The sequence below is a fragment of the Microthrixaceae bacterium genome (assembly GCA_016702505.1).
GTDB lineage: Bacteria > Actinomycetota > Acidimicrobiia > Acidimicrobiales > Iamiaceae > Aquihabitans.
In genome coordinates this window covers 40,127-61,155 of record JADJDU010000007.1, presented here as the reverse complement: position 1 = coordinate 61,155, position 21,029 = coordinate 40,127, and the positions used below count along the sequence as shown (strand labels likewise).

Below are 21,029 nucleotides of genomic sequence, written 5' to 3'. Positions count from 1 at the left end.
CGGGGGTGTAGAGGCCGGGCGAACCTGCCGATGCAACGGGCATGGCTCTCCCCGCTCTCCTTCGCCGTCGTCGCCTCGCCGTGGCTGGGCTCGTTCCCGTAGCGGTTGCCGCGGTGCTGACCGCTTGTGGCCCGACGGTTCCGGGCACCGAATGCCCGATGTTCCCGTCCAACAGCCACTGGCATGCACCGGTCACCAACGCCCCGGTTCTCACCAACTCCACCAACCTGGTCAACACCGTCGGTGCCACCAAAGGGCTCAAGGCCGACTTCGGTTCTGGATTGTGGGAAGGCGGACCCATCGGCATCCCGTTCGTGGTGGTCGCCCCCGGCCAGCCCAAGGTGAACGTGACCTTCGAGTACGACGACGAGAGCGACCATGGCGGCTACCCGGTCCCCGCCAACCCACCGATCGAGGGCGGGCCCGACAGCGACGGCGACCGCCACATCCTCATGGTGGAGCCAGCCGAGTGCAAGCTCTATGAGCTGTATGCCGCCTACCCCAACGGTGACGGAACGTGGCACGCCGGATCCGGTGCCATCTGGGATCTGCGCTCCAACGCACAACGTCCGCTGGGCTGGACCTCCGCTGACGCCGCTGGCTTACCCATCGTCCCCGGCTTGGTCCGCTACGACGAGGTGGCGGCAGGCAAGATCGAACACGCCATCCGCATGACCGTGCCCCAGTCCCGGCGCACGTACCTGTGGCCCGCCAGCCACTTCGCCAGCTCCAGCACCGATGTCAACCGGCCGGCCATGGGCCAACGGTTCCGCCTCAAGTCGACGGTCAACGAGAACAACTATCCGGCCCAGGTCCGCCCGATCATCGTGGCCCTCAAGACCTATGGGGCCATCATCGCCGACAACGGGTCCTCGTGGTACATGTCCGGAGCCCCCGACGAGCGGTGGGACAACGACCAGCTCCAGACGTTGAGCCAGATCAAGGGATCGGACTTCGTGGCCGTCGACGGGTCGGGGATGATGATCGACGTCAACTCCGGACAGGCTCAACCCATCCCCTGAGGTTCCGGCTGTGGCACGCTGCCAGGCGTGCCACAGCCGCTTCAGCTCCGCTTCGTAAAGTCCGCCGATCGGCTCGACGCGCTCCCCCCCAGCCCGGCCGAGGTGGCGGTGGTGGGCCGTTCCAACGTGGGCAAGTCTTCGTTGCTGAACGCGCTGGCCCGGCGCAACAAGTTGGCTCACGTCTCCAAGACCCCGGGTCGGACCCAGCTCCTCAACCTGTTCGAGCTGCCCGACGGCACCACCGTGGTCGACTGCCCGGGCTACGGCTACGCCGCGGTGTCCAAGTCGATGCGGGCCGGGTGGCAACAGATGATCGAGGGTTACCTCACCGAGCGCCAGGAACTGGTGATGATCATGGTGCTGGTCGACGGTGAGGTCGGCCCGACCAAGCTCGACGTGCAGCTCCTGGAATGGTTGCGCGCCGAGAACCTGCCGTTCGCGGTGATCGCCACCAAGCACGACAAGGTCAAGTCCTCGCTGCGGGAGAAGCGTAAGAAGGACGTGGCCGAGGGTTGCGGCCTGGAGAAGAACGAGGTGATCTGGGTCAGCGCCGCCAAGAACGTGGGCATCGACCGCCTGGCCGACCAGGTCCGGGAGTGGCTGGCCGAGTGATCGACCGGGTCAGTCGTTGCGGCCCCGGTCTCGCCTGATGGTGGCCTTGCGACCCCGGATGGTGGTGTTGCGCATGGCCCGGATCACGTCTTCGGCTGATCCGGCCGGTACCTCGACCAGGCTGAACTTCTCGAAGATCTGGATGGCCCCGATGTCTCGACCCTGAAGCCGGCTCTCACCGGTGATGGCCCCGACCAGGTCACCGGGGCGCACCGAATCCATCTTGCCGACGTTGATGAACAGCTTGTCGACGTCGCCATCGCCGCCCCGACTGCGGTCCCGGTCTCGACCCCCCCGGTCACCCCGGTCACGGTCGGGTCGGGGGCCACGATCTCGGTCACGCGGGCCACGATCCCGGTCCGGGCGGTCCCGATCACCACGGTCGCGTCGGGGACGATCGGCGGCGTCGGGTATCTCCTGGTCGTCGACCGCGCTGCCGCTGGTGGCATCGTGGGCCAGTTTGAGGGCGGCGGCAGCCACGTCGGCCAGCTCGAACTCGCCGGCCAGAGCCTCTACCGCGGGCAGGAACCGGGCGGAATCATCGGCCTCGAGGGCCTCGCGCAGAGACCCCAAGATCTGTTCGTTCTGGGCGGCGCGCAGGTCGGCCACCGTCGGCACCTTCTCGGGGGAGAGCTTGCGTCGAGCCACCCTCTCGATGTTGGAGATCTGACGGCGTTCGCGGGGCTCGGCCAGGGTGATGGCCACCCCTTCTCGACCGGCTCGACCGACCCGGCCCACCCGATGCACGTAGGACTCGGGGGCCGAGGGAACGTCGTAGTTGACGACGTGGGTCAGATGGTCGATGTCGAGGCCACGGGCGGCCACGTCGGTGGCCACCAACAGGTCGGCGGCCCCGGAGCGCAGACGGCCCATGACCCGGTCTCGTTGGAGCTGATCCATACCTCCATGGAGAGCCTCGGCCCGATAGCCCCTTCCGTTGAGGGTCTCGGTGAGCTCGTCGACCTCGGTGCGGGTCCGACAGAACACCAGGGCAGCTTCGGGGGCCTCGACGTCGAGGATCCGACCGAGGGCCGCGGGCTTGTGGGCCCGGGCCACCACGTAGACCCTCTCACTGACCCGGGGTGCCTCGCCTTCGGGGGGTCTGTTCGGCCTGGATGCGGATCCGCACCGGGTCGGTGAGGTGGCGCCGGGCGATGGCCTCGATGCGGGGAGGCATGGTGGCCGAGAACAGGACGGTCTGGCGGGTGTCGGGGGTGGCCTGGAGGATGGCGTCCAGGTCCTCGGCGAAGCCCATGTCCAACATCTCGTCGGCCTCGTCGAGCACCACGATCTCCACGTGGTCCAGGTTCAAGGTGCCCCGGTTGATGTGATCGATGGCCCGGCCCGGGGTGGCCACCACCACGTGCACGCCCCGTTGGAGGACCTTGAGCTGGCGGACGATGGGCTGGCCACCGTAGATGGGCAGGACCTCGGTGCCGAGGTGGCGGCCGTACTTGTAGATGGCCTCGGACACCTGGACGGCAAGTTCTCGGGTCGGGACCAGGATCAGAGCCAAGGGTTCGGGAGCGGCACCTTCCACCACCCGCTCCAAGATGGGCAGGGCGAATGCCGCCGTCTTGCCGGTGCCGGTGGCGGCCTGACCGACCAGGTCGCGGCCGGCCACGATCTCGGTGATGGCCTCGCGTTGGATCGGAGTCGGTTCCTCATAGCCCAACCCGGTGAGGGCGCGCAGCACCTCGGGACGGAGGCCCAACTCGGCGAATCCCCCGGCGGGGTCGGTGATCTGGTCGGTCCCGGATGGAACGTCGTCTGACATGGAACGGCTCCACGGGCTCGGTGAACTCCACCAGTCTCGCACCGCTTCGTCACAAACCCCTATCTGAGGGTCAGACCGGGTGTAGCTCGTTCAGTTCCGCGGTGTTGTCGACCAGGATTCGCCGGCGGTCGGCGTCGCAGAGGTGGTCCAGCTCGGACAGGTATTGGGCTGGTTCGGGGAGGGCTTCGATGTGGGGCCAGTCGCTGCCGAAGATCACCCGGTCCACCCCCACCGCCGTGATCACGTCGTCCACCCGGTCTTCCCAGAACGGGTTGATCCACACGTGGCGGCGGAACGTCTCCACCGGGTCTTCGGGGAACCAGCCGTTCATCTTGCGGGCCAGGATCTCCAGCCGGTCGAACAGGCCGGGCACGAACTTGGACCCGTTCTCCACCGACGCCACCCGGAGGTTGGGGAAGCGGTGGAACAGGTTGTCGCAGATGAGTGCCGACAACCAGTCCTCGATCGGCCGTTCCAACTGGAGCATGCGGATGGGTTGAGGGATTCCGCCGAAATCGGTGGTGAAGCCGTCTCGGGCATAGCCGTGCGCGGTGTACCCGCTGTCGCCGGCGTGGACCACCACGGTGATTCCCGCCTCGTTCACCCGAGCCCAGAACCGATCGAACTCTGGTGCTCCGGGCGAGCGGGGGCCGTTGCGGGTGGTGGCCGCCGCCGGTCGGGTCACGATGGTGTGGGCCCCGTTGGCCAACGCCCACTCGAGTTCGGCACAGGCCCAGTCGACGTCGACCAGCGTGATGTAGGGCGCGGCGAAGATCCGGTCCTGGTAGGCGAAGCCCCAGTCCTCGGCCAGCCACCGGTTGAAGGCGCTGAACAGCAAGGTCACCGCCTCGGGGTCGTCCTTGAGCGGTTCCTCGTAGATCATGCCCATGGTGGGGAACATCCAGCACCGATCCACGCCCTGGGCGTCCATCACCGCCAGGCGGGCGTCTCGGTCGCGGTACTCGGGTCGGATCGGTTCGTGTCGTCGGAGCAGTTCCAGCGGGTCGTCGCCGTGGGGGTTGCCTCGGAAGTAGTCGGCCAGCACCCCCGGTGGGGCCACCGGATCGAAGGTGGCGTTCTTGACCCCCCGAAAGACCTGGCCGCCGAGAACCGGGTAGGACCGGCCGTCGATGGTCGCCCACTGGAACACCCGGGCCCCATGGGTTCGGTCCAGGTGCCGGGTCACGCAATCCAGCGCCTCGTAGTAGTGGTTGTCAGCATCGAACATCATGGTCACCCCTCACGCGTCAGCGCCCCGCCCAGGCTAGAAGCCGTCGGCACGCCCTCTTGCCAGAGGCGGGTCAGTGACTCACCTCTGACTGGCCGGCTGGTGTGCTCGGTGGCCGGCGCGTTCGGAGAACTCGTCCAGGGCCTCAACTACCTGGGGGGCCATCCATTTCCGGTTGCGGTAGTTGCCCGAGACCTTGGTGAGGATGCCTTGGTTCACGAGGTGCTCGATCGCGCTGTTCGCGTTGGTGGCGGCAACACCGAGCTCGCGCTGCACCAGGGGTGAATCGATCACCGGTTGGCGGATCAACAGATCGGCGAGCCGATGAGCGGCGGCTCCGCGACGAACTGTTCCGTCATCACCAACCACGATAATCCCATTTAGGGCAGAAGTGCTACTAGAGATCCCACGGAACCTGCGGGTTGATATGACCGCAAAACCGTCGAACAGGTGCTTCGGTAGATGTGACCGTGGTGGGCACGTCGGAATCGGCGCCGGCCCGGTGGGCCCAGGGCGCGCTCAGATGGGGAGGTCGCCGGTGGCGGTGCGGGTGCTGGCGTGGTCGCGGTAGGCGGAGATGGTGCGTTGGGCGATGCGCATCTGGTGGATCTCATCGGCGCCGTCGGCGAAACGGGCCCAACGGGCGTGCTGGTACATGTGGGCCAAGGGGGTGTCGGTGGAATAGCCCAGGGCCCCGTGCACCTGGATGGAGCGGTCGATCACCCGGCCCAACATGTTGGCCACGAAGTGCTTGGCCATCGACACCTCGCTCTTGAAGTCGAGCTTGTTGTCGATGCGGTAGGCGGCGTGCAGGACCATGAGCTTGGCCTGGTAGAGCTCCATGGTGGAGTCGGCGATCATCCATTGGATGCCCTGCTTCTCAGCCAGCATCGAACCGTGGGAGAACCGGTTCAGTGACCGGTCCACCATCATGTCCAGCGCGGTTTCGGCCTGCGCGATCCAGCGCATGCAGTGGGCGAGGCGGGCCGGGCCGAGCCGGTACTGGCCGAGCATGTGGCCCTGACCCCGTCCACCCAACATGTTCTCGGCCGGAACCCGTAGGTCCTCGATCACGATCTCGGAGTGGCCGGTGCCGCCGTGCATGGTCTCGACCTCTCGCACCCGGTTCCAGCCCGGCTGGTTGGTCTCCACGATGAAGGCGGTGTTGGCGGCCTGGGGCAGGTCGGGGTTGTCCTCGGTCCGACAGATCAAGATGGCGAAGGTGGCCCGGCGGGCATTGGAGATGAACCACTTGTGGCCGTTGATCACCCACTCGTCGCCGTCTTGTACCGCGGTGGTGCGGATGAGGGTGGGGTCACTGCCCGCCACCTCGGGTTCGGTCATGGCGAAGCAGCTCATCTGGATGCCCTCGCACAGCGGCCTGAGGTACTTCTCCTTCTGCTCGTCGGTGGCCCAGTGCAACAGGGTGTGCATGTTGCCTTCGTCGGGAGCCATGCAGTTGAACACGAAGGGCCCGTAGTAGGTCTTGGCCGCTTCGGCTTGGACCATGGCCAGCTCAACATGGCCGAGGCCCATCCCGCCCCACTCGGCGGGCATGTGGGGGAGCCAGATGCCGGCCTCTTGGGCTTTGGTCCGCATGCCCAATAGGGCCGTGATGTACTCGGCGCGATCCTCGATGTGGTCAGGGTCGGTGAGTTCGGCCTCGGTGGGTTTGATGACCTCGTCGACGAAGGCCCGGACCCGCATCCGCAGGTATTCCAGTTCCGGCGAGAGGGTGAAGTCGATGGCCATGGCGGCAACCTACCGTCCCGCCCCACCCCTGTCTTGACCTGCTGGTCAAGAACTCCGGTTGGCCGACGTGGTGAAATGGGTGGGTGAATCCGGCTGAACGCGTCCGAATAGTGACCGAGACCGCCAGGGCGGTGCTCGATGGCCGTCTCGATGCCTCCGTCGGGGCCCAGACCCTGGCCATCCAGGAAACCCAGATCGCCCCTCACCTGCGCGGTGACCGCATCGACGTGACTCAGGCCGAGGCCGACACGGTGGCCCTCACGCTGCGCCGACTTGGCGAGCAGGTGTCGGACCTCTCGCCCACCAAGCACGACCCCGAGGCGACCCTGGAGATGGCTCGCATCCTCGGCGAGCTCGCCCAAACCCTCCGCTAGTGCAGTTCGGTCGGTCCCGGTTCGCTGGGCACCACGGTGGTGCGGGCGCGTGGCAGGATCGAACATCTCGGTGGCAGATCGCTCACCGATCAGAAGGAGACTCCATGAACCACCTCTGTTCCATCGCCGCGGCCAGTCTCGCCGGTGTGCTGCTGATCAGCGCCCCGGCATGCTCCAGCGACAAGGCAGACGACGCCAAGGAGACCACCACCACCGCTCCAGCGGTCGACGACCAGGGCAGTGCCTCGTCGGACGAGTCCACAACCACGGCTCCGACGGTCGACGACCAAAGCAGTGCCTCGTCGGACGAGTCCACCACCTCCGTGGCCGAAGGTGAGGGCAGCGAAGGCACCGAGGAGGGTACGGGAACCGTGACGTTGAGGATGGGCGAGGGTCAGGCGACAGCAGACAAGACGATCACGTTCACCTATTACGGCGGGTTCGAGCCGGCCGAACTCGAGGTAGGCGTGGGCGAGATGTTCACGTTCAAGGCCGGTGACGAGAATGTTCACTTCGTGAATTTCGATGGCAGCGGTGGCGCCTTGGTCATCCGGGGCCCCGTTACCGAGACCTTCAGCATCGACGCCCCCGGCACATACACCTTCACTGAGGACAGGTCCGGTGAGACCATGACCGTCACCGTCTCCTGACAGCGGAGGGACCGTGGCGACGGTTCAGGGGACAACACCTCGAATGGGAAGATGGCTCCGGAGTTGGTTCCGCCACTGAGATGCCCGGATGACTTGGCACCCCAACGGGCGATTGCATCGGTGAGGACGGCGCAGGTGTGCAGGTGCGCGCTTGAGATGCTGCCGATGGAATTGTTGATGCCGGCAACGGGGACAGGGGTGTGGGTATTGGTGGTCGTACCGTTGCCGAGCTGCCCATAGTTGTTCTTGCCCCAGCAGGAGATTGGAGGTCCCCGCGGATCTGGGGGGCATCATCTTTGAGGAGATGTGATGCCAGAGAAGCGCATGAAGTGCGACCGGGAGTTCAAAGACGGTGCGGTGAGGCTGGTGCTTGACACTGGTCGACCGATCGCTGAGGTTTCCCGGGAGATCCAGGTTCATCCGGGCACGCTTGGGAACTGGCTCGATATGGCCCGTGAGGCTGAGCGGCCTGATGGCCTTGGGTTATCCGAACGTGAGGAGCTGTTGAAGCTCCGGAGAGAGGTGCATGAGCTGCGGATGCAGCGTGATGTGCTCAAACGATCGGTGGTCCTTTGGGTGGACGAGGCGATGGGCCGGCGGCCGTGACCGCCCACATCGCAGCCCAAAGGACCGAGCACAGAGTTCCGGTGGCGACATCGTGTCGTGCCTTGGGGGTTTCAGAATCGTGGTTCTATCGGCACCACAACGCTGAGCCGACTCCGGCTGCTAAACGGCGCGCCGAGCTCGACGTTGCGGTCGCTGAGGTGTTCGCTGCTCATGACGGCGAGTACGGGTCACCGCGGATCCATGCCGAGCTGATCGAACGATCCGAGTGGGCCCGCCTCGACGTGAAATCGGTGGCGGTGTCGATGAGCCGCCAGGGCCTGGTGGCCAAAGCCAAGCGGGTCCGGCGATCGCTTACGCGACCGGACAAGACGGCCTACAAGTTCCCGAACCTGTTGAACCGCCAGTTCAACCCGGCCGCTGCGAACGTTGCGTGGGTTGGCGACATCACTGAGATCAAGACCTGGGAAGGCAAGCTGTACCTGGCGACGGTGATCGACCTCTACAGCCGCCGGCTGATCGGGTTCGCGATCGCCGAGCACTGTCGGGCGCCACTGGTGTGTGATGCGTTGAAAATGGCCATCGCCGCCCGGGGCGGCAAGGCCAACATCGGCGGAGTCATCATGCACACCGATCGCGGCAGCCAGGGCAGTACACCTCTGACGCGTTCACCGGCCTGTGCCGCCGCCAGGGCATCACCCAGTCGATGTCAAGAGCCGGGTCATGCCTGGACAACGCCGTGGCCGAATCGTTTTTCGCCACCCTCAAGACCGAGGTCGTCTACCGGACCGTGCTCGCCACCCGGGCCGGCGCTCGCCACCGAATCACAACTTGGATCGACCGCTACAACCGGATCCGTCGCCACAGCCACTGTGGCTTGAAAGCCCCGATCACCTACGAGAAACTGACCACCCCAGCGGCCACTGCCGCCTAACCCCCGGCCTCCACGATCCGTGGGGAACTCCACGGTGGCCCTCACCTTGCGACGACTTGGCGAGCAGGTGTCGGACCTCTCGCCCACCAAGCACGACCCCGAGGCGACCCTGGAGATGGCTCGCATCCTCGGCGAGCTGGCCCAGACCCTGCGCTGAACCCGGCTGTCGGCGGGTCGCTGCCGGGCCGACCATCCCAATGGCGCGGTGACCGGTGAGATGCATGGAATGATCGGCGTTCGGTCGCGGCAGGTTGCCGCGCCCACGAAGGGGAGAGATGAACCATATCCGTTCCATCGCCGCCGCCAGCCTGGCCGGTGTCCTGCTGCTCAGCGCCCCGGCCTGCTCCAGCGACAAGTCAGAGGACGCCAAGGAGACCACCACCACAGCCGCGGCCGACGACAACCAGAACGGGGCGACCTCGGAAACCGCAGAAACCACTGAGGCCGAAGGTGAGGGCTCTGAGGGTGGCGAGGAAGGCACCGGCACCGTGACGCTGACCGACGGTGAGGCGCCGGCAGACAAGACCGTCACCTTCACCACAGACGGAGGCTTCGACCCCGCCGAGCTCGAGGTGGGGGTGGGTGAGCTGTTCACCTTCAAAGCCGGAGATGACGGCATCCACGCCGTGAAGTTCGGCGACAGCAGCGACACGTTCACCATCACCGGTGGCCTGATCGAAACCTTCACCATCGACGCCCCCGGTACCTACACGGTGACCGAGGACCTCTCGGGTGAGACCATGACCGTCACCGTCGTCTGAGCGCAGATCCCGGCCTGGGCGGCAGGCCCTGGCCGGGATCAGCGGTGACGGCTCAGGGCAGCAACACCCCGACCGGGACGTTCGAGCCTGTGTCGGTTCCGTCCCCGAGCTGGCCGAACCCGTTGGCGCCCCAGCAGGCGATGGTGTCGTCGGTGAGGATGGCGCAGGTGTGCCCGTGGCCGCTGGAGATGCTGGTGGAGGCGTTGTTGATCCCGGCCACTGGGACAGGGGTATTGGAGTTGGTGTTTGCCCCGTTGCCTAGCTGCCCGTAGTTGTTTCGGCCCCAGCATGCGATGGTGTTGTCGCTGCGGGTGGCGCAGGTGTGGGAGTACGCGGCGGTGACGCGGGTGGCGTTGCTGATCCCGGTGACGGGTACCGGAGTGGTGGAGTCGGCGTTGGTTCCGTTGCCGAGTTGTCCGAAGCCGCTGGACCCCCAGCAGGCGATGGTGTTGTCGCTGCGGGTGGCGCAGGTGTGGGACCATCCACCTGACGCTGGGGTGTGGTGACGGACCGGGGTTGGAGTTGGCGTTGGTGTAGCCCCAGCAGGCGATGGTGTTGTCGCTGCGGGTGGCGCAGGTGTGGTCGGTGCCGGCGGTGACGCTGGTGGCATTGGTTATCCCGGTGACCGGGACGGGGGTGTTGGTGCTGGTGTTGCCCCCATTGCCGAGCTGCCCGTAGGTGTTCTGGCCCCAGCAGGCGATTGTGTCATCGCTGCGGGTGGCGCAGGTGTGCAGGTATCCGGCAGTGATGCTGGTGGCGTTGGCGATCCCGGTTACCGGCGCTGGGGTGAGGGCGTTGATGTTGGCGCCGTTGCCGAGCTGCCCGTCGCCGTTGTAGCCCCAGCACACGACGGATTCATCGGTGAGGGTGGCGCACGTGTGATAGCCGCCGGCGGTGATGCTGGTGGCGTTGGTGATTCCGGCGACCGGTACCGGGGTGTTGGTATCCGTGGCAGTTCCGTTGCCGAGTTGACCGCCGTTGTTGGAACCCCAGCAATAGATGGTGCCGTCGCTCATCAGAGCACAGGTATGAGCGAAGCCGGCGTCGACCTGCGTCGGCGTGGCAGCCATGCTCATGCCGGTCTCGTAGTCGATGGACCCTGCGGTGACGGTGTTTCCGCTGGCGACAGCGAAGGCGGTGGGAGTGGTGCCGCCGACAGCTACCGCGACGGTGGCGGGAGGAGTCAGCGTCTTGAGCGTGTAGATACCCGCAGTCGGGATCGAGAGATCGAACCGGCCGGTGGCGGGATCGGTGATGGTGGAGGCGACCGTGTTGCCGACCGTGTCGAGCGCCTGCACCCATGTGCCAGGTGATGGCGCCCAGGCGTCGTCGAGCATTCGCCCTTCGAGGGAGATGTCGGTGCTGACCTGGGTGTTGATCTCGGTGATGCTCGTGTTGGTCAACGCGACTGGGGTGGCTGTCGCCCAGTCGGATGCTCCGTTCCACCATCGGGCGCCGATGCGGACCCGGTAGGTGCCCGCCGGCACGGTCGACTCGTGGACCTCATAGCGGCCGAAGCTGTCGGTCTGGGTGGAATAGACCAAGGTCTCAGACACATCAGACCAGACCTCGACCGGAATCAGGGCCAGTCCGGTGTTGGGGTAATCGATCGAGGTGGGTGCCGGACCTGCCCCCGGTGACGCGGTCTGGGACGCGGTCACCAGGCCTCGCAGCATCACCGGTGTTGGGTCACAACCAGCCAGCGCCGCTACCAGAACTGCCAAGCCCGCCATCAGAGCGAGACCTCGACCTCGCGGCCGGCGGACTCCCTCTGAGATGGAACCCTTGCATTCCATCACGGTCTCCTTCAATGTTCGAACGTCGTCGAACGATCCCGGGTGCCAGCACGTTCGGACGCGAGGCTATCCCCGCTCGAACAGCTCGGACCCGTGAACCTCAGGGGTTGACGTGGGCTCGGGTGGCTGCGCCTAGGACGGCTTTGAGGCTGGCGGTGGCGGTGTTGGGGTCCATACCCACGCCCCAGCGGGTGGTGCCGTCGCGGTCCACCGTCTCCACGTAGCAGACCGCGGTGGCCCCGGCCCCCGCGCCCAGCGAGTGCTGGTGGTAGTCGACCACGTCGATGTCGACGTCGAGCTGGGTGCGGATGGCATCCACGAATGCGGCGATGGGACCGTTGCCGGTACCGGTCACCGTGGCGGGGGTACCGTCCACCTCGACCTGGGCGGTGATCTTGCTGTCACCATCTGACGAGGTGGTCAGCTCGTGGGAGCGCAGCCGGTAGTGGGGGTTCTCGTGCAGGTACTCACCCGAGAAGGCGTCCCACATCGACGCGGGGCTGATCTCGGTGCCCGAGTCCTCGGTGATGGCCTGGATGGTCTTGGAGAACTCGATCTGGAGGCGGCGGGGCAGGGCGAAGCCGTGCTCCATCTCCATGATGTAGGCCACCCCACCCTTGCCGGACTGGCTGTTGACCCGGATCACAGCTTCGTAGGTGCGGCCGACGTGGGCGGGATCGATGGGCAGGTAGGGCACGCCCCAGGTCACATAGTCCCGGCCCCGGCCGGCGGCGTCGGCCTCGGCGTAGAGGGCAGAGAAGCCCTTCTTGATGGCGTCTTGATGCGATCCCGAGAACGCCGTGTACACCAGGTCACCGGCGTAGGGGTGGCGCTCGTGCACGGGCAGGCGGTTGCAGTACTCGGCCACCCGGCGGATGGCGTCGATGTCGGAGAAGTCGATGCCCGGATCCACGCCCTGGCTAAACAGGTTGAGGCCCAGGGTCACCAGGTCGACGTTGCCGGTGCGTTCGCCGTTGCCGAACAGGCATCCCTCCACCCGGTCGGCTCCAGCTAGCACGCCCAGTTCGGCGGCGGCCACGGCGCAGCCCCGGTCGTTGTGGGGGTGCAGCGACAGGGTGATCGAATCACGGTTGCGGACGGTGCGCAGGAACCATTCGATGGTGTCGGCATACAGGTTGGGGGTGTACATCTCGACGGTGGCCGGCAGGTTCATGATCAGCTTCTTGGCCGGCGTGGGTTCGATCACCTCGGCCACCGCGTCACAGATCTCCACTGCGTAATCCACCTCGGTGCCGGTGTAGCTCTCGGGTGAGTACTCGTAGCGGACCAGCGTGTCGGGGATCTCCTCTTCCAGCTTGCGGCACAGCTTGGCGGCGTTGACGGCGATCTCGGTGATGCCGTCCTTGTCCAGGCCGAACACCACCTTGCGCTGGAGGGTGGACGTCGAGTTGTAGAAGTGGACGATCGCTTCGCGGGCCCCGCGGATGGACTCATAGGTGCGTCGAATCAGGTCCTCGCGGCACTGGGTGAGCACCTGGATGGTGACGTCGGCCGGTACCAGGTCCTCTTCGATGAGCTGGCGGACGAAGTCGAAGTCGGTCTGGCTGGCCGAGGGGAACCCGACCTCGATCTCCTTGTAGCCCATGGCCACCAGGGTCTTGAACATCTTGAGTTTGCGGGCCGGGTCCATCGGATCGATCAGGGCTTGGTTGCCGTCGCGCAGGTCCACCGCGCACCACATCGGCGCCTGGGTGAGACGGTTGTCCGGCCACGTGCGGTCGCCGAGGTCGAGGGGGATGTACGGCTCGTACTTCTCGAACGGCATCTTCTTGGGGGTGGCGGGCTGGGGAGGCATCGGTTCATCTCTCGGTGGGTGTGTCGGGTTGGCGGTGGAGGTCAGGCGGGATCTGGTCCCGAAAACGCAAGAAGCTCCCGGCCCGTAGGCACAGGAGCTTCGGCGAGTGCCGTATGTGGCACTCGCCTACACGAGAAGAAGGAGGTGGCTGGCGGAACGCATCGCCACAATGGAACACCCCTCGACTTGCAGGTGTCAACTCAGTTCACGGGGGCGCCACCCGGTCGAAGAAGGCCAAGGCGTCCTCGGCCACGGAGTCGGGGTCTTCGAAGGGACCGAAGTGGCTGAGGTGGTCGAAGGTGACCAGCTCGCCGCCGGGTAGGGCTTCGGAGATGGGCCCGGCGATCACCGCCGGCCCCGCCTCGGGCATCCGTCCACCTCGGGCCACCCTCACCGGGATCCCCACCGCTACCAACTCTTCGATGCTGGTCTTGTCGTTGGCGTCGAAGGCCTTGGCTTCCTGCTCGGGCCGGCAGGCCAAGGTGACGGTGCCGTCCTCCAGCTCGCGAAAGCCGCGATCCACGTAGTCGTGGAGCACGTCGGCTCGGAACCGGCCCAGCGGAGGACGGCTGGCATAGCGGTGCAGGGCCTCGGATCGGGACGCGAAGCCGGGGCGACGGCGACGGGCGGCCTCGGCCATCGGGTTGTGGCCTGGGTTGGTCATCCACTCGGTCGGGAAGACGATCGGCTCGAACGCCCATATGGCCGACAACGTGCCCGGCCGGTGGAGCTCGGCGGTGAGCAGGCTGGCTCCGCCCATCGAATGGCCGAGGCCGACCACGGGCCCGGCGTCGATGGCGTCGATGGCGGCCAGCACGTCTCGGGCCGTGCCCTTCCAGCTCACCTCACCGTCCTCGGAGTCGGTGGAGTCGCCGTGGCTGCGAACATCGAGGCCCCACAGCTCGAACCGCTGACCCAACACCGGCACCAGGTGGCGATACGGGGCGGCACAGAAGCCGGTGGCGTGCACCACCAGCAGCGGCGGCCCTTCGCCGCCGAGGTGGTGGAGCACCAGGGTCACGCCGTCGGTGGAGGAAATGCGCACCGACCCAGCCTGCCAGCTAGATGCGACGACCGTCGCGATCGGGTCTCGGTCCGGCCGTTGGGTAGGGTTCGCGCCCATGTTCTGCAACCCGAAGGGCCGCGCCGCGGCACTGATCCTGGCGTTCACCTTCCTGGTCGGCGCGTGTGGCGATTCGTCCAAGTCCTTGGAAGGCACCGTGGTCAAAGACGGCCTCGGGTGCACCGTCTCCGAGGTCGACCGCCCCACCTCTCGGCCGGCGGTGGCCGCCGCCGAGCCGGTCACCGAGCTGGCCCAAAAGGACCTGAAGAAGGCAGACAAGAAGGCCTGCCTGATCAACTCCGAACCGTTCGCCACCGTCGACATGGTGGGGGTCAAGGCTTCTGACGGCACCGTGTTCGTGGACACCTTCGGCCAGGACCATCCGCTGGTGGTCAAGTTCGGTACCGGCCAGCTCATCGCCGGTCTGGAGAACGGGTTGGCCGACATGGGAGTGGGGGGTCGTCGCCAGATCACCGTGCCCGCCGAGCAGGCCTACGGCGAGGACGGAGACCCCGACCTGGGGATCGGTGCCGATGAGACCCTGGTGTTCGTGGTCGACCTGGTGGCCGTGACCCGAGAACCCACCTACTGCAACGAGCCCCGCCCGCTTCCGTCTGGGGTCCGTGAGGGCAAGCCCGGTGCGGTGGACATGCCGGTCAAGCCGTGGACCGAGCTGTCCACCACCGACATCACCCCCGGCGATGGTGCCACCGCCAAGCGTGATTCGCTGGTCACGGTGGAGTACGTGGGCGTCGGTTGCTTCTCGGGTAGCCAGTTCGACTCGTCGTGGGACCGTGAAGACGTGGGGATCAAGGCCGCCCTGGCCGATGCGCCCACCGTCGACGGTTTCACCTCGGTGATCCCCGGTTGGACCGACGGCATCGAGGGCATGAAGGTCGGCGGTACCCGTCAGATCAACATCCCCTCCGATCTGGCCTATGGCGCCGCCGGGTCCGGTCCCGACATCTCGGCCAACGAACCGCTGATCTTCGTGGTGAAGCTCGTGGAGATCACTCCGCCTCCGGCCGAGACCACCACGACCGCGCCAGCCAGCGACTCCTCCTCCACCACAACTGAGACGACAACCGCTGACGCCACGACCACCACCGAGGGGTAGTGCTCGCCCAGATCGACCCCGCCGACGCCGCCCGTTTCCTCGAGGCGTGCGGCGAACGCCCGGGAGTGGTCTGTCGGTTCGTGTTCGAAAAGACCGATTCGGTGGGTGGGGCCGAGGCTGCAGACTGGCTGACCGGCCCGCTGTCGCAGATCGTCGTCGTCCTGCTTGGAGCGTTCCTGCTCAACCGGGTGCTGAGACGGGCAATAAAGCGGTTCGCGGCCCGGGTCGAAGGGTCGGTGGAGTCGGGCAAGCTGTCCAAGCTGCGGTCCAAGACCCCGGGGGTGTTCCTCAACACCGGTGAGGTGAACCTGCGGGCCGCGGCCCGGGCCCAGACCATCGCTGCGGTGCTGCGCAGCATCTGTACCGGGGTCATCTGGACGTTCGCGGTGATCTACATACTGGGAGCCCTGGGCCTCAACCTGGGGCCGATCATCGCTGGCGCCGGCGTTGCCGGCGTTGCTCTCGGTTTCGGGGCCCAGAGCATGGTCAAGGACTTCCTCTCAGGCATGTTCATGCTCATCGAAGACCAGTTCGGTGTCGGTGACGTGATCGACGTTGGCGAGGCATCGGGCACCGTCGAGGTCGTCACCTTGAGGGTGACCCGGCTTCGTGACCAGAACGGCACGGTGTGGCACGTCCCCAACGGCGAGATCCGTCGGGTGGGCAACAAGTCCCAACAGTGGGCCCGGGCGGTGCTGGACGTGGCCGTGGCCCCCACCGCCGACCTGGAGAAGGCGGCAGCGATCATCGCTGAGGCGGCCGAGGAGGTGTGGGCCACCGACGTGGCCAAGCCCGACGTGCTCGATCAACCCGAGGTGCTGGGTCTCGAGTATCTGGGTCCCGATGCCGCCACCATCCGGGTCCAGGGCAAGACCCGCCCCGGGGCGCAGTGGCGGGTGAGTCGCCTGTTGCGGGTCCGCATCGCCGAGAAGCTCACCGAGGCCGGCGTCGAGTTGCCGCCCTCGACCTTCGTGCGCCCAGGTGGCGCGGCCCAGGCTCGCTGAGCAAGGCTGGACCCATGGCATCCGGGCACGACGATCACGCTCACGACGATCACGGCCACGGCCATGACGACCATGGCCATGACGACCATGGCCATCACGACGACCACGGGGATCACGGGTCGGGTGGCGACGCCTGGGTGCTGCCCCCGATCGTGGTGGGGATCATCATCGCCATCGCGGTGATCGCCTACCTCGGCCTCGGCAACGACGCCGCCCCATTCGTTCACTGACCCAACCGTCGGTTCTCCCCACCCGACCCCGGGTGCTGGTCGTCGCTTCGGACCTGCCCGTGGCGGTGCGGAGCGGATCCGCCCAGCGGGTAAGGGCTGTGACCCGGGCCTTGGCCATGGTGGCCGATGTCCATCTGCACTCGATCTGCCATCGCCGCGTCGAAGGTTCACCGCCGTGGCCCGGAGTGGTCGGATGGTCGACGTCATCGGACCCGGCAATGGGGCCGCGGCGGCCCGTCGGGTCTGACACTGCCTGGGTCCGGGACCCCGCCGGTCATCCTTCTGATTCCTGGCTCGACCCATCGGCGGCTGCCGACCTGCGGGTCTGGCTGGACGCATTCGGGCCCGACGCAATCGTGTTGGCCGGGCTGTCGACGAGCCCGTACCTGGAGGTCGCCCGCGAACACGGCGTACCCGTGGTGCTCGACCACCAGAACGTCGAGGCCGACTTGGCCGAAGAGATCGCCGCACTGGAGGACACCGCCCCCCGGGTGATGATGCGCCGACTGGTCGCGCAGCGCACCGTCGTTCGCGAGAGTTCAGTGGTGGCGGCAGTGAACCGCGTGTGGGCGGTCAGCCCGCGGGACGGGCAGCGCCTGACCGAGCGGTATCCGATATCGGCACCGGTCGACGTGGTGCCCAACGTCCTAGACGAGCTCCCTCCCGAACCGAGGCCGCCTTCACAACGTCCCACTCCCTTGGTGCTCTACCCGGCGGCCTTCGGCTTCGCTCCGAACCTCGATGCAGCCCGCTGGCTGGTACGACAATTCCTCCCGGCCGTGAAGCCTTCGATTCCCGGCGCCACCTTGGTGCTGGCTGGGTCCGACCCGCCGGTCGAGCTCACCGAACACCAGGACCGGGCCGTCTCGGTGACCGGTTCCATCCCTGACATGTCCGCCTTGTTCGGCGCCGCAACGATGATGCCGGTTCCGCTGCGAGCCGGGAGCGGCACGCGGATCAAGATCCTCGAGGCGCTGGCGCATCGAGTCCCGGTGATCACCACGGCCAAGGGTTGCGCCGGTCTGGATGTGGAGGACGGGATCCACCTGATGGTGGAAGACGACCTCGACCGATGGGCTCAAAAGGCGATTGCATTGCACCGTTACACTTCGACATCGGACCAGATGACCGCAGACGGTCGACGTCTGGTCGAGCAGATGTATTCGTTGGATGCCCTTGTCTCTGCGGTCGCACACGGCCTGGGGCAATGCTTGAGTTCTAGGGGAAGCACAAATTGACAGACCGCGCTGAGACCACCCGTTTCTCGATCCCGACCGGGACCATCACTTGGGATGAGATCGGCGGCGAGATCGTGGCGATCAACCTGGTCACGGGCCACTACCACTCGCTTCGGGGCTCGGCCCGTGACGTGTTCGTGCTGATCGACGCCGGCATTGGATTGGACGAGTTGATCGGGATGGTCGCAGAACCCGACGCGCCTGGCGCCGACGTCGAGACCGACGTCCGGTCTTTCATCGCGGAGCTTGAACAGGCCGGGCTCGTCGTCGACCAGGCGCCGTCCGCCTCGATGCCTGAAGGCCTCGGCGCATTACCGGAGATCCAGACCGGTGGGTCCTGGACCGCCCCGGTGTTGGAGACGTTCACCGACCTCGAGGACCTCATGCTGCTCGATCCGGTTCACGACGTGGACGACCAAGGCTGGCCTCGGGCCGTCGAGCCGATCCCGGCTCCAGACGTCGACGTAGAAGTGGATGTCTGAACCAGGGCTCGACCTGGCCGGTGATCGGGATCGGCTGGCTGCGCTGGCCGATCTGGCTCAGACCCGACTCGGGTACCAGGACCACCTGGTTTCGGTCGGGCCGACCACGGTTCGGCTCCGCCTCATAGGGGAGAGGTTGGTCGATCGGCTGCTGCCGGCGTTCGCCCAGCTCGATCCCGAACCCTCCTCGGACCAAGCACGGCCCCCGAGGCCGACCGTGGTCGCCTGGGACATGACCGAGGTTGGCCAGGTCCTTCCCGCCCTCGACCTCCTTCCCCGACCCGATGACGAACCTCGCTCCACCTACGTGGACGGAGATCGAGGGGACACGATCGAAGCGTGGTTCCAGCCTCTGGAATCGACCATAAGTCTGTATGACCACGCCAGCTCCTTCGGCTACTACTGCGTGCGGAGCTCGGCGTCCCTGCCGCCGTGGGAGTCGGCCGCCCCGCTGCGCGCCCTGATGCGGTGGGCGTTGGCCGACCAGGACCTACACCTGGTCCACGCCGCCGCAGTGGGCGACCACCGGGGAGCTTTGTTGCTGGCGGCCAGAGGTGGCTCGGGCAAGAGCACATCGACCGCCCTGTGCGCGGCCGCCGGGATGCTCACCACGGGAGACGACTACGTGGTCCTGAGCCCATCTGGTCCCGGTGGTTCGTGCCCAACGGTTCACTCCCTCTATCGGACCCTCAAGGTCAACAGCTCGATGCTCGAGGCTCGGTTTCCCACGTTGCCCAGTCGTGCTGCCGGTCATGGCAAGCGGTCGGTGTGGATAGACGAGTTGGCCCCCCGCTCCCAGGGTGCCGACGATGGAGGTGGCCGCCATCGTGGTGCCGTCGGTCGCCGAATCTGCGCTCACATCAGCTTTCCAACCAGCATCGGCGGCGGTGGCCATCCGCGGCCTCGGTCCGAGCACGGTGCTCCAACTCCCGGGGCGGGCCGACCGCGCCCTCGCCGCCATGGCGCACCTGGCCCATCGGGTGCCCGTCTTCACCGGTCAGCTAGGCCGCGACCTGGATCGGGTGGCCGGGGACCTGGAGGCACTGTTGGGTCGGGCGGTGGCGGAATCGGCAGGAATGGCGCCGTGACCTATCGGCACGCACAACCCCAAACGGTCGAGCCGGATCCCACGTTGCGCCCGCTTCCCGCACTGGTATCGGTGGTGATTCCGGTCCACGACGGCGGTCCGTTGCTGGCCGAGGCGGTGCAGAGCGTGGCGACCCAATCGCTGCCACCCGGCGTGGAACTGGAGGTGATCGTGGTCGACGATGGGTCGACCGACGGTGCCCCGGCCGCACTCGCCGCCCAGGGTCACCAGGTCGTGGTTCTCAACCAGGACCGAGCCGGGCCATCGGCTGCTCGCAACCTGGGCCTGGCTGCGGCCAATGGGGACCTGGTGGCCTTCCTCGACGCCGATGACCGCTGGGTCCCCGACAAGCTGGCCATTCAGATCAGCCACCTCCGGTCCGGCGCTTGTGACGTCTCCCTTGGACGGCAACAGGTGAGCCTTCTCCACGGCGTCGAGCACCCCGACTGGGTCGACCAGATGCCGCAGTGGATGCCTCATTCGTGGCGGGAACGCGTGTCAGGTCAGATCCCGCTGTCGACCATGGTCCTAGCGAGAGAGCTTTTCGAACGGATCGGTCCGTTCGACGAGGGTCTCAGACACGGCGAGGATGTGGACTGGATCCTTCGCGCCACCGAATCGGGTTTGTGCGTCGACGTGGTGGGCCAGGTGGTGCTGGAGCGAAGGATCCACCATGGAAACCTCAGCCACGACACCGCGGCCATGACCCGCGGCATGCTTTCCGTGCTGGCCCGGCGAGCGGCCCGGAACCGGACCGAGGCGGCGCACGATGAGCCAGGTTTGGTATCGGTGAGCGTCGTGGTGCCGTTGCGCCATCACGCCGACCTCCTCGGTGAGGCCCTTGCCAGTGTGGCGGCCCAGGGTGACCTGGTTGGCGAGGTGATAGTCATCGACGACGGGTCGACCGAGGTCGATTCACACACCATCGGACAGATCTGCCGTCAGGCCGGAGTCCGGCGCGCTCGCCAGTCACCCCGCGGTGCGGCGGCAGCTCGCAACCTCGGGGCCCGTCTGGCCACCGGGTCTCACCTGTTGTTCCTCGACGCCGACGATCGGTTGGCTTCGGGCGCGGTGGCTGCTTTGGTCGAGACCATGGATGCTCCCGATGTCGTTCCTGGCGAGGTGGCTGCATTGGGGTTCACCGAGGAGTTCGGCGACGGAGTCGTAGCCGGACATCGACACAGAGCCCCATTGACAGCTCAGGTCCGGCTGTTGGGCGCCATGCTCGTGCCCCGGCGCAGGTTTCGTGCCATCGGTGGGTTCGATGAGGACCTGGGCCGGGCCGAGGGTCTGGATCTGGTTCACCGGGCCGTCGCCAGCGGCATGACGGTGCTCGAAACGGACGCGTTGGTCCTGCATCGCAGACTCCATACCGCCAATGGTGGGGTAGGTGCCGGCACCGCCGACTACCTGACCGTGGCCCGACGAGCGATCGAACGAAACCGGAGGACCCCGGGTTGAGGACCGTGACCGACATCGGACGTGGACGGCCCCGGAGCGGAGCATCGAACGCGTTGGCGAC

18 protein-coding genes and 2 pseudogenes are annotated in these 21,029 nt (G+C 66.7%); 12 read left to right on the top strand and 8 right to left on the bottom strand.

Annotation, left to right across the window (positions count from 1 at the left end; genetic code table 11):
• Positions 1 to 80 precede the first annotated feature (80 nt).
• Positions 81 to 1,022, top strand: a complete 942-nt coding sequence (locus IPG97_07540; protein MBK6856385.1) for a hypothetical protein — start codon at positions 81 to 83, stop codon at positions 1,020 to 1,022.
• Positions 1,023 to 1,049: 27 nt separating this feature from the next.
• Positions 1,050 to 1,634 (top strand): YihA family ribosome biogenesis GTP-binding protein, encoded by a 585-nt coding sequence (locus IPG97_07535; GenBank protein MBK6856384.1) that lies wholly within the window; start codon positions 1,050 to 1,052, stop codon positions 1,632 to 1,634.
• A gap of 9 nt (positions 1,635 to 1,643) precedes the next feature.
• On the opposite strand, the pseudogene IPG97_07530 reads toward IPG97_07535, so the two are convergent.
• The 4 genes and pseudogenes from IPG97_07530 to IPG97_07515 all read right to left on the bottom strand — a co-directional run bounded on the left by IPG97_07530 (position 1,644) and on the right by IPG97_07515 (position 6,391).
• Positions 1,644 to 3,411 (bottom strand): annotated as a pseudogene (locus IPG97_07530) (DEAD/DEAH box helicase).
• A gap of 70 nt (positions 3,412 to 3,481) precedes the next feature.
• Positions 3,482 to 4,642 carry an amidohydrolase family protein gene (locus tag IPG97_07525; GenBank protein ID MBK6856383.1) on the bottom strand — a complete coding sequence of 387 codons (1,161 nt, stop codon included), beginning with the start codon at positions 4,640 to 4,642 and terminating at the stop codon, positions 3,482 to 3,484.
• 78 nt (positions 4,643 to 4,720) lie between these two features.
• A complete protein-coding gene (locus IPG97_07520; GenBank protein ID MBK6856382.1) occupies positions 4,721 to 4,933 on the bottom strand; it encodes a hypothetical protein in 213 nt (70 codons plus the stop codon).
• Positions 4,934 to 5,158: 225 nt separating this feature from the next.
• Complete coding sequence (locus IPG97_07515; protein ID MBK6856381.1) at positions 5,159 to 6,391, bottom strand: acyl-CoA dehydrogenase family protein; 1,233 nt, start codon at positions 6,389 to 6,391, stop codon at positions 5,159 to 5,161.
• A gap of 110 nt (positions 6,392 to 6,501) precedes the next feature.
• Here IPG97_07515 and IPG97_07510 point away from each other — a divergent pair, with 110 nt between their 5' ends.
• Positions 6,502 to 6,765 (top strand): hypothetical protein, encoded by a 264-nt coding sequence (locus tag IPG97_07510; GenBank protein MBK6856380.1) that lies wholly within the window; start codon positions 6,502 to 6,504, stop codon positions 6,763 to 6,765.
• 508 nt (positions 6,766 to 7,273) lie between these two features.
• Here IPG97_07510 and IPG97_07505 read toward each other — a convergent pair.
• Positions 7,274 to 7,678: a hypothetical protein gene (locus IPG97_07505; protein MBK6856379.1), complete on the bottom strand. Its 405-nt coding sequence runs from the start codon at positions 7,676 to 7,678 to the stop codon at positions 7,274 to 7,276.
• A gap of 61 nt (positions 7,679 to 7,739) precedes the next feature.
• Here IPG97_07505 and IPG97_07500 point away from each other — a divergent pair, with 61 nt between their 5' ends.
• The 3 genes and pseudogenes from IPG97_07500 (at position 7,740) to IPG97_07490 (ending at position 9,674) form a co-directional block, all read left to right on the top strand.
• Positions 7,740 to 8,021, top strand: a complete 282-nt coding sequence (locus tag IPG97_07500) for a transposase (protein ID MBK6856378.1) — start codon at positions 7,740 to 7,742, stop codon at positions 8,019 to 8,021.
• Positions 8,018 to 8,913: pseudogene (locus IPG97_07495) on the top strand (IS3 family transposase). Before IPG97_07500 ends, IPG97_07495 begins: the two are co-directional and overlap by 4 nt.
• Positions 8,914 to 9,188: 275 nt before the next feature.
• Positions 9,189 to 9,674, top strand: a complete 486-nt coding sequence (locus IPG97_07490; GenBank protein MBK6856377.1) for a cupredoxin domain-containing protein — start codon at positions 9,189 to 9,191, stop codon at positions 9,672 to 9,674.
• A gap of 38 nt (positions 9,675 to 9,712) precedes the next feature.
• On the opposite strand, the gene IPG97_07485 is transcribed toward IPG97_07490, so the two are convergent.
• From IPG97_07485 to IPG97_07475, 3 genes are all read right to left on the bottom strand, one after another.
• A complete protein-coding gene (locus IPG97_07485; protein MBK6856376.1) occupies positions 9,713 to 11,407 on the bottom strand; it encodes a hypothetical protein in 1,695 nt (564 codons plus the stop codon).
• Between the two features lie 163 nt (positions 11,408 to 11,570).
• Complete coding sequence (gene leuA, locus IPG97_07480; GenBank protein ID MBK6856375.1) at positions 11,571 to 13,286, bottom strand: 2-isopropylmalate synthase; 1,716 nt, start codon at positions 13,284 to 13,286, stop codon at positions 11,571 to 11,573.
• A 205-nt stretch (positions 13,287 to 13,491) separates the two neighbouring features.
• On the bottom strand, positions 13,492 to 14,331 hold the full coding sequence (locus tag IPG97_07475) for an alpha/beta hydrolase (GenBank protein MBK6856374.1): 840 nt from the start codon (positions 14,329 to 14,331) through the stop codon (positions 13,492 to 13,494).
• Between the two features lie 76 nt (positions 14,332 to 14,407).
• Here IPG97_07475 and IPG97_07470 point away from each other — a divergent pair, with 76 nt between their 5' ends.
• From IPG97_07470 to IPG97_07445, 6 genes are read left to right on the top strand one after another with little or no spacing between them, the layout of a single operon-like run.
• Complete coding sequence (locus tag IPG97_07470) at positions 14,408 to 15,466, top strand: FKBP-type peptidyl-prolyl cis-trans isomerase (protein ID MBK6856373.1); 1,059 nt, start codon at positions 14,408 to 14,410, stop codon at positions 15,464 to 15,466.
• The gene (locus IPG97_07465) at positions 15,466 to 16,470 is read left to right on the top strand and encodes a mechanosensitive ion channel family protein (GenBank protein ID MBK6856372.1); all 1,005 of its coding nucleotides are present in this window, start codon (positions 15,466 to 15,468) and stop codon (positions 16,468 to 16,470) included. The genes IPG97_07470 and IPG97_07465 overlap by 1 nt, the downstream gene beginning before the upstream one ends.
• Before the next feature lie 14 nt (positions 16,471 to 16,484).
• Positions 16,485 to 16,700, top strand: a complete 216-nt coding sequence (locus IPG97_07460; protein MBK6856371.1) for a hypothetical protein — start codon at positions 16,485 to 16,487, stop codon at positions 16,698 to 16,700.
• A 32-nt stretch (positions 16,701 to 16,732) separates the two neighbouring features.
• A complete protein-coding gene (locus IPG97_07455; GenBank protein MBK6856370.1) occupies positions 16,733 to 17,938 on the top strand; it encodes a glycosyltransferase in 1,206 nt (401 codons plus the stop codon).
• Positions 17,935 to 18,420: a PqqD family protein gene (locus tag IPG97_07450; protein MBK6856369.1), complete on the top strand. Its 486-nt coding sequence runs from the start codon at positions 17,935 to 17,937 to the stop codon at positions 18,418 to 18,420. The genes IPG97_07455 and IPG97_07450 overlap by 4 nt, the downstream gene beginning before the upstream one ends.
• A complete protein-coding gene (locus tag IPG97_07445; GenBank protein ID MBK6856368.1) occupies positions 18,413 to 20,968 on the top strand; it encodes a glycosyltransferase in 2,556 nt (851 codons plus the stop codon). The genes IPG97_07450 and IPG97_07445 overlap by 8 nt, the downstream gene beginning before the upstream one ends.
• Positions 20,969 to 21,029: the final 61 nt, after the last annotated feature.

Excerpts from the sequence above, each read along its gene's own strand:
- IPG97_07525 (MBK6856383.1), bottom strand. The coding sequence starts at position 4,642 with ATGATGTTCGATGCTGACAACCACTACTACGAGGCGCTGGATTGCGTG.
- IPG97_07515 (MBK6856381.1), bottom strand. The coding sequence starts at position 6,391 with ATGGCCATCGACTTCACCCTCTCGCCGGAACTGGAATACCTGCGGATG.
- IPG97_07500 (MBK6856378.1), top strand. The coding sequence starts at position 7,740 with ATGAAGTGCGACCGGGAGTTCAAAGACGGTGCGGTGAGGCTGGTGCTT.
- IPG97_07490 (MBK6856377.1), top strand. The coding sequence starts at position 9,189 with ATGAACCATATCCGTTCCATCGCCGCCGCCAGCCTGGCCGGTGTCCTG.
- IPG97_07485 (MBK6856376.1), bottom strand. The coding sequence starts at position 11,407 with ATGGCGGGCTTGGCAGTTCTGGTAGCGGCGCTGGCTGGTTGTGACCCA.
- leuA (MBK6856375.1), bottom strand. The coding sequence starts at position 13,286 with ATGCCTCCCCAGCCCGCCACCCCCAAGAAGATGCCGTTCGAGAAGTAC.
- IPG97_07470 (MBK6856373.1), top strand. The coding sequence starts at position 14,408 with ATGTTCTGCAACCCGAAGGGCCGCGCCGCGGCACTGATCCTGGCGTTC.
- IPG97_07460 (MBK6856371.1), top strand. The coding sequence starts at position 16,485 with ATGGCATCCGGGCACGACGATCACGCTCACGACGATCACGGCCACGGC.
- IPG97_07445 (MBK6856368.1), top strand. The coding sequence starts at position 18,413 with ATGTCTGAACCAGGGCTCGACCTGGCCGGTGATCGGGATCGGCTGGCT.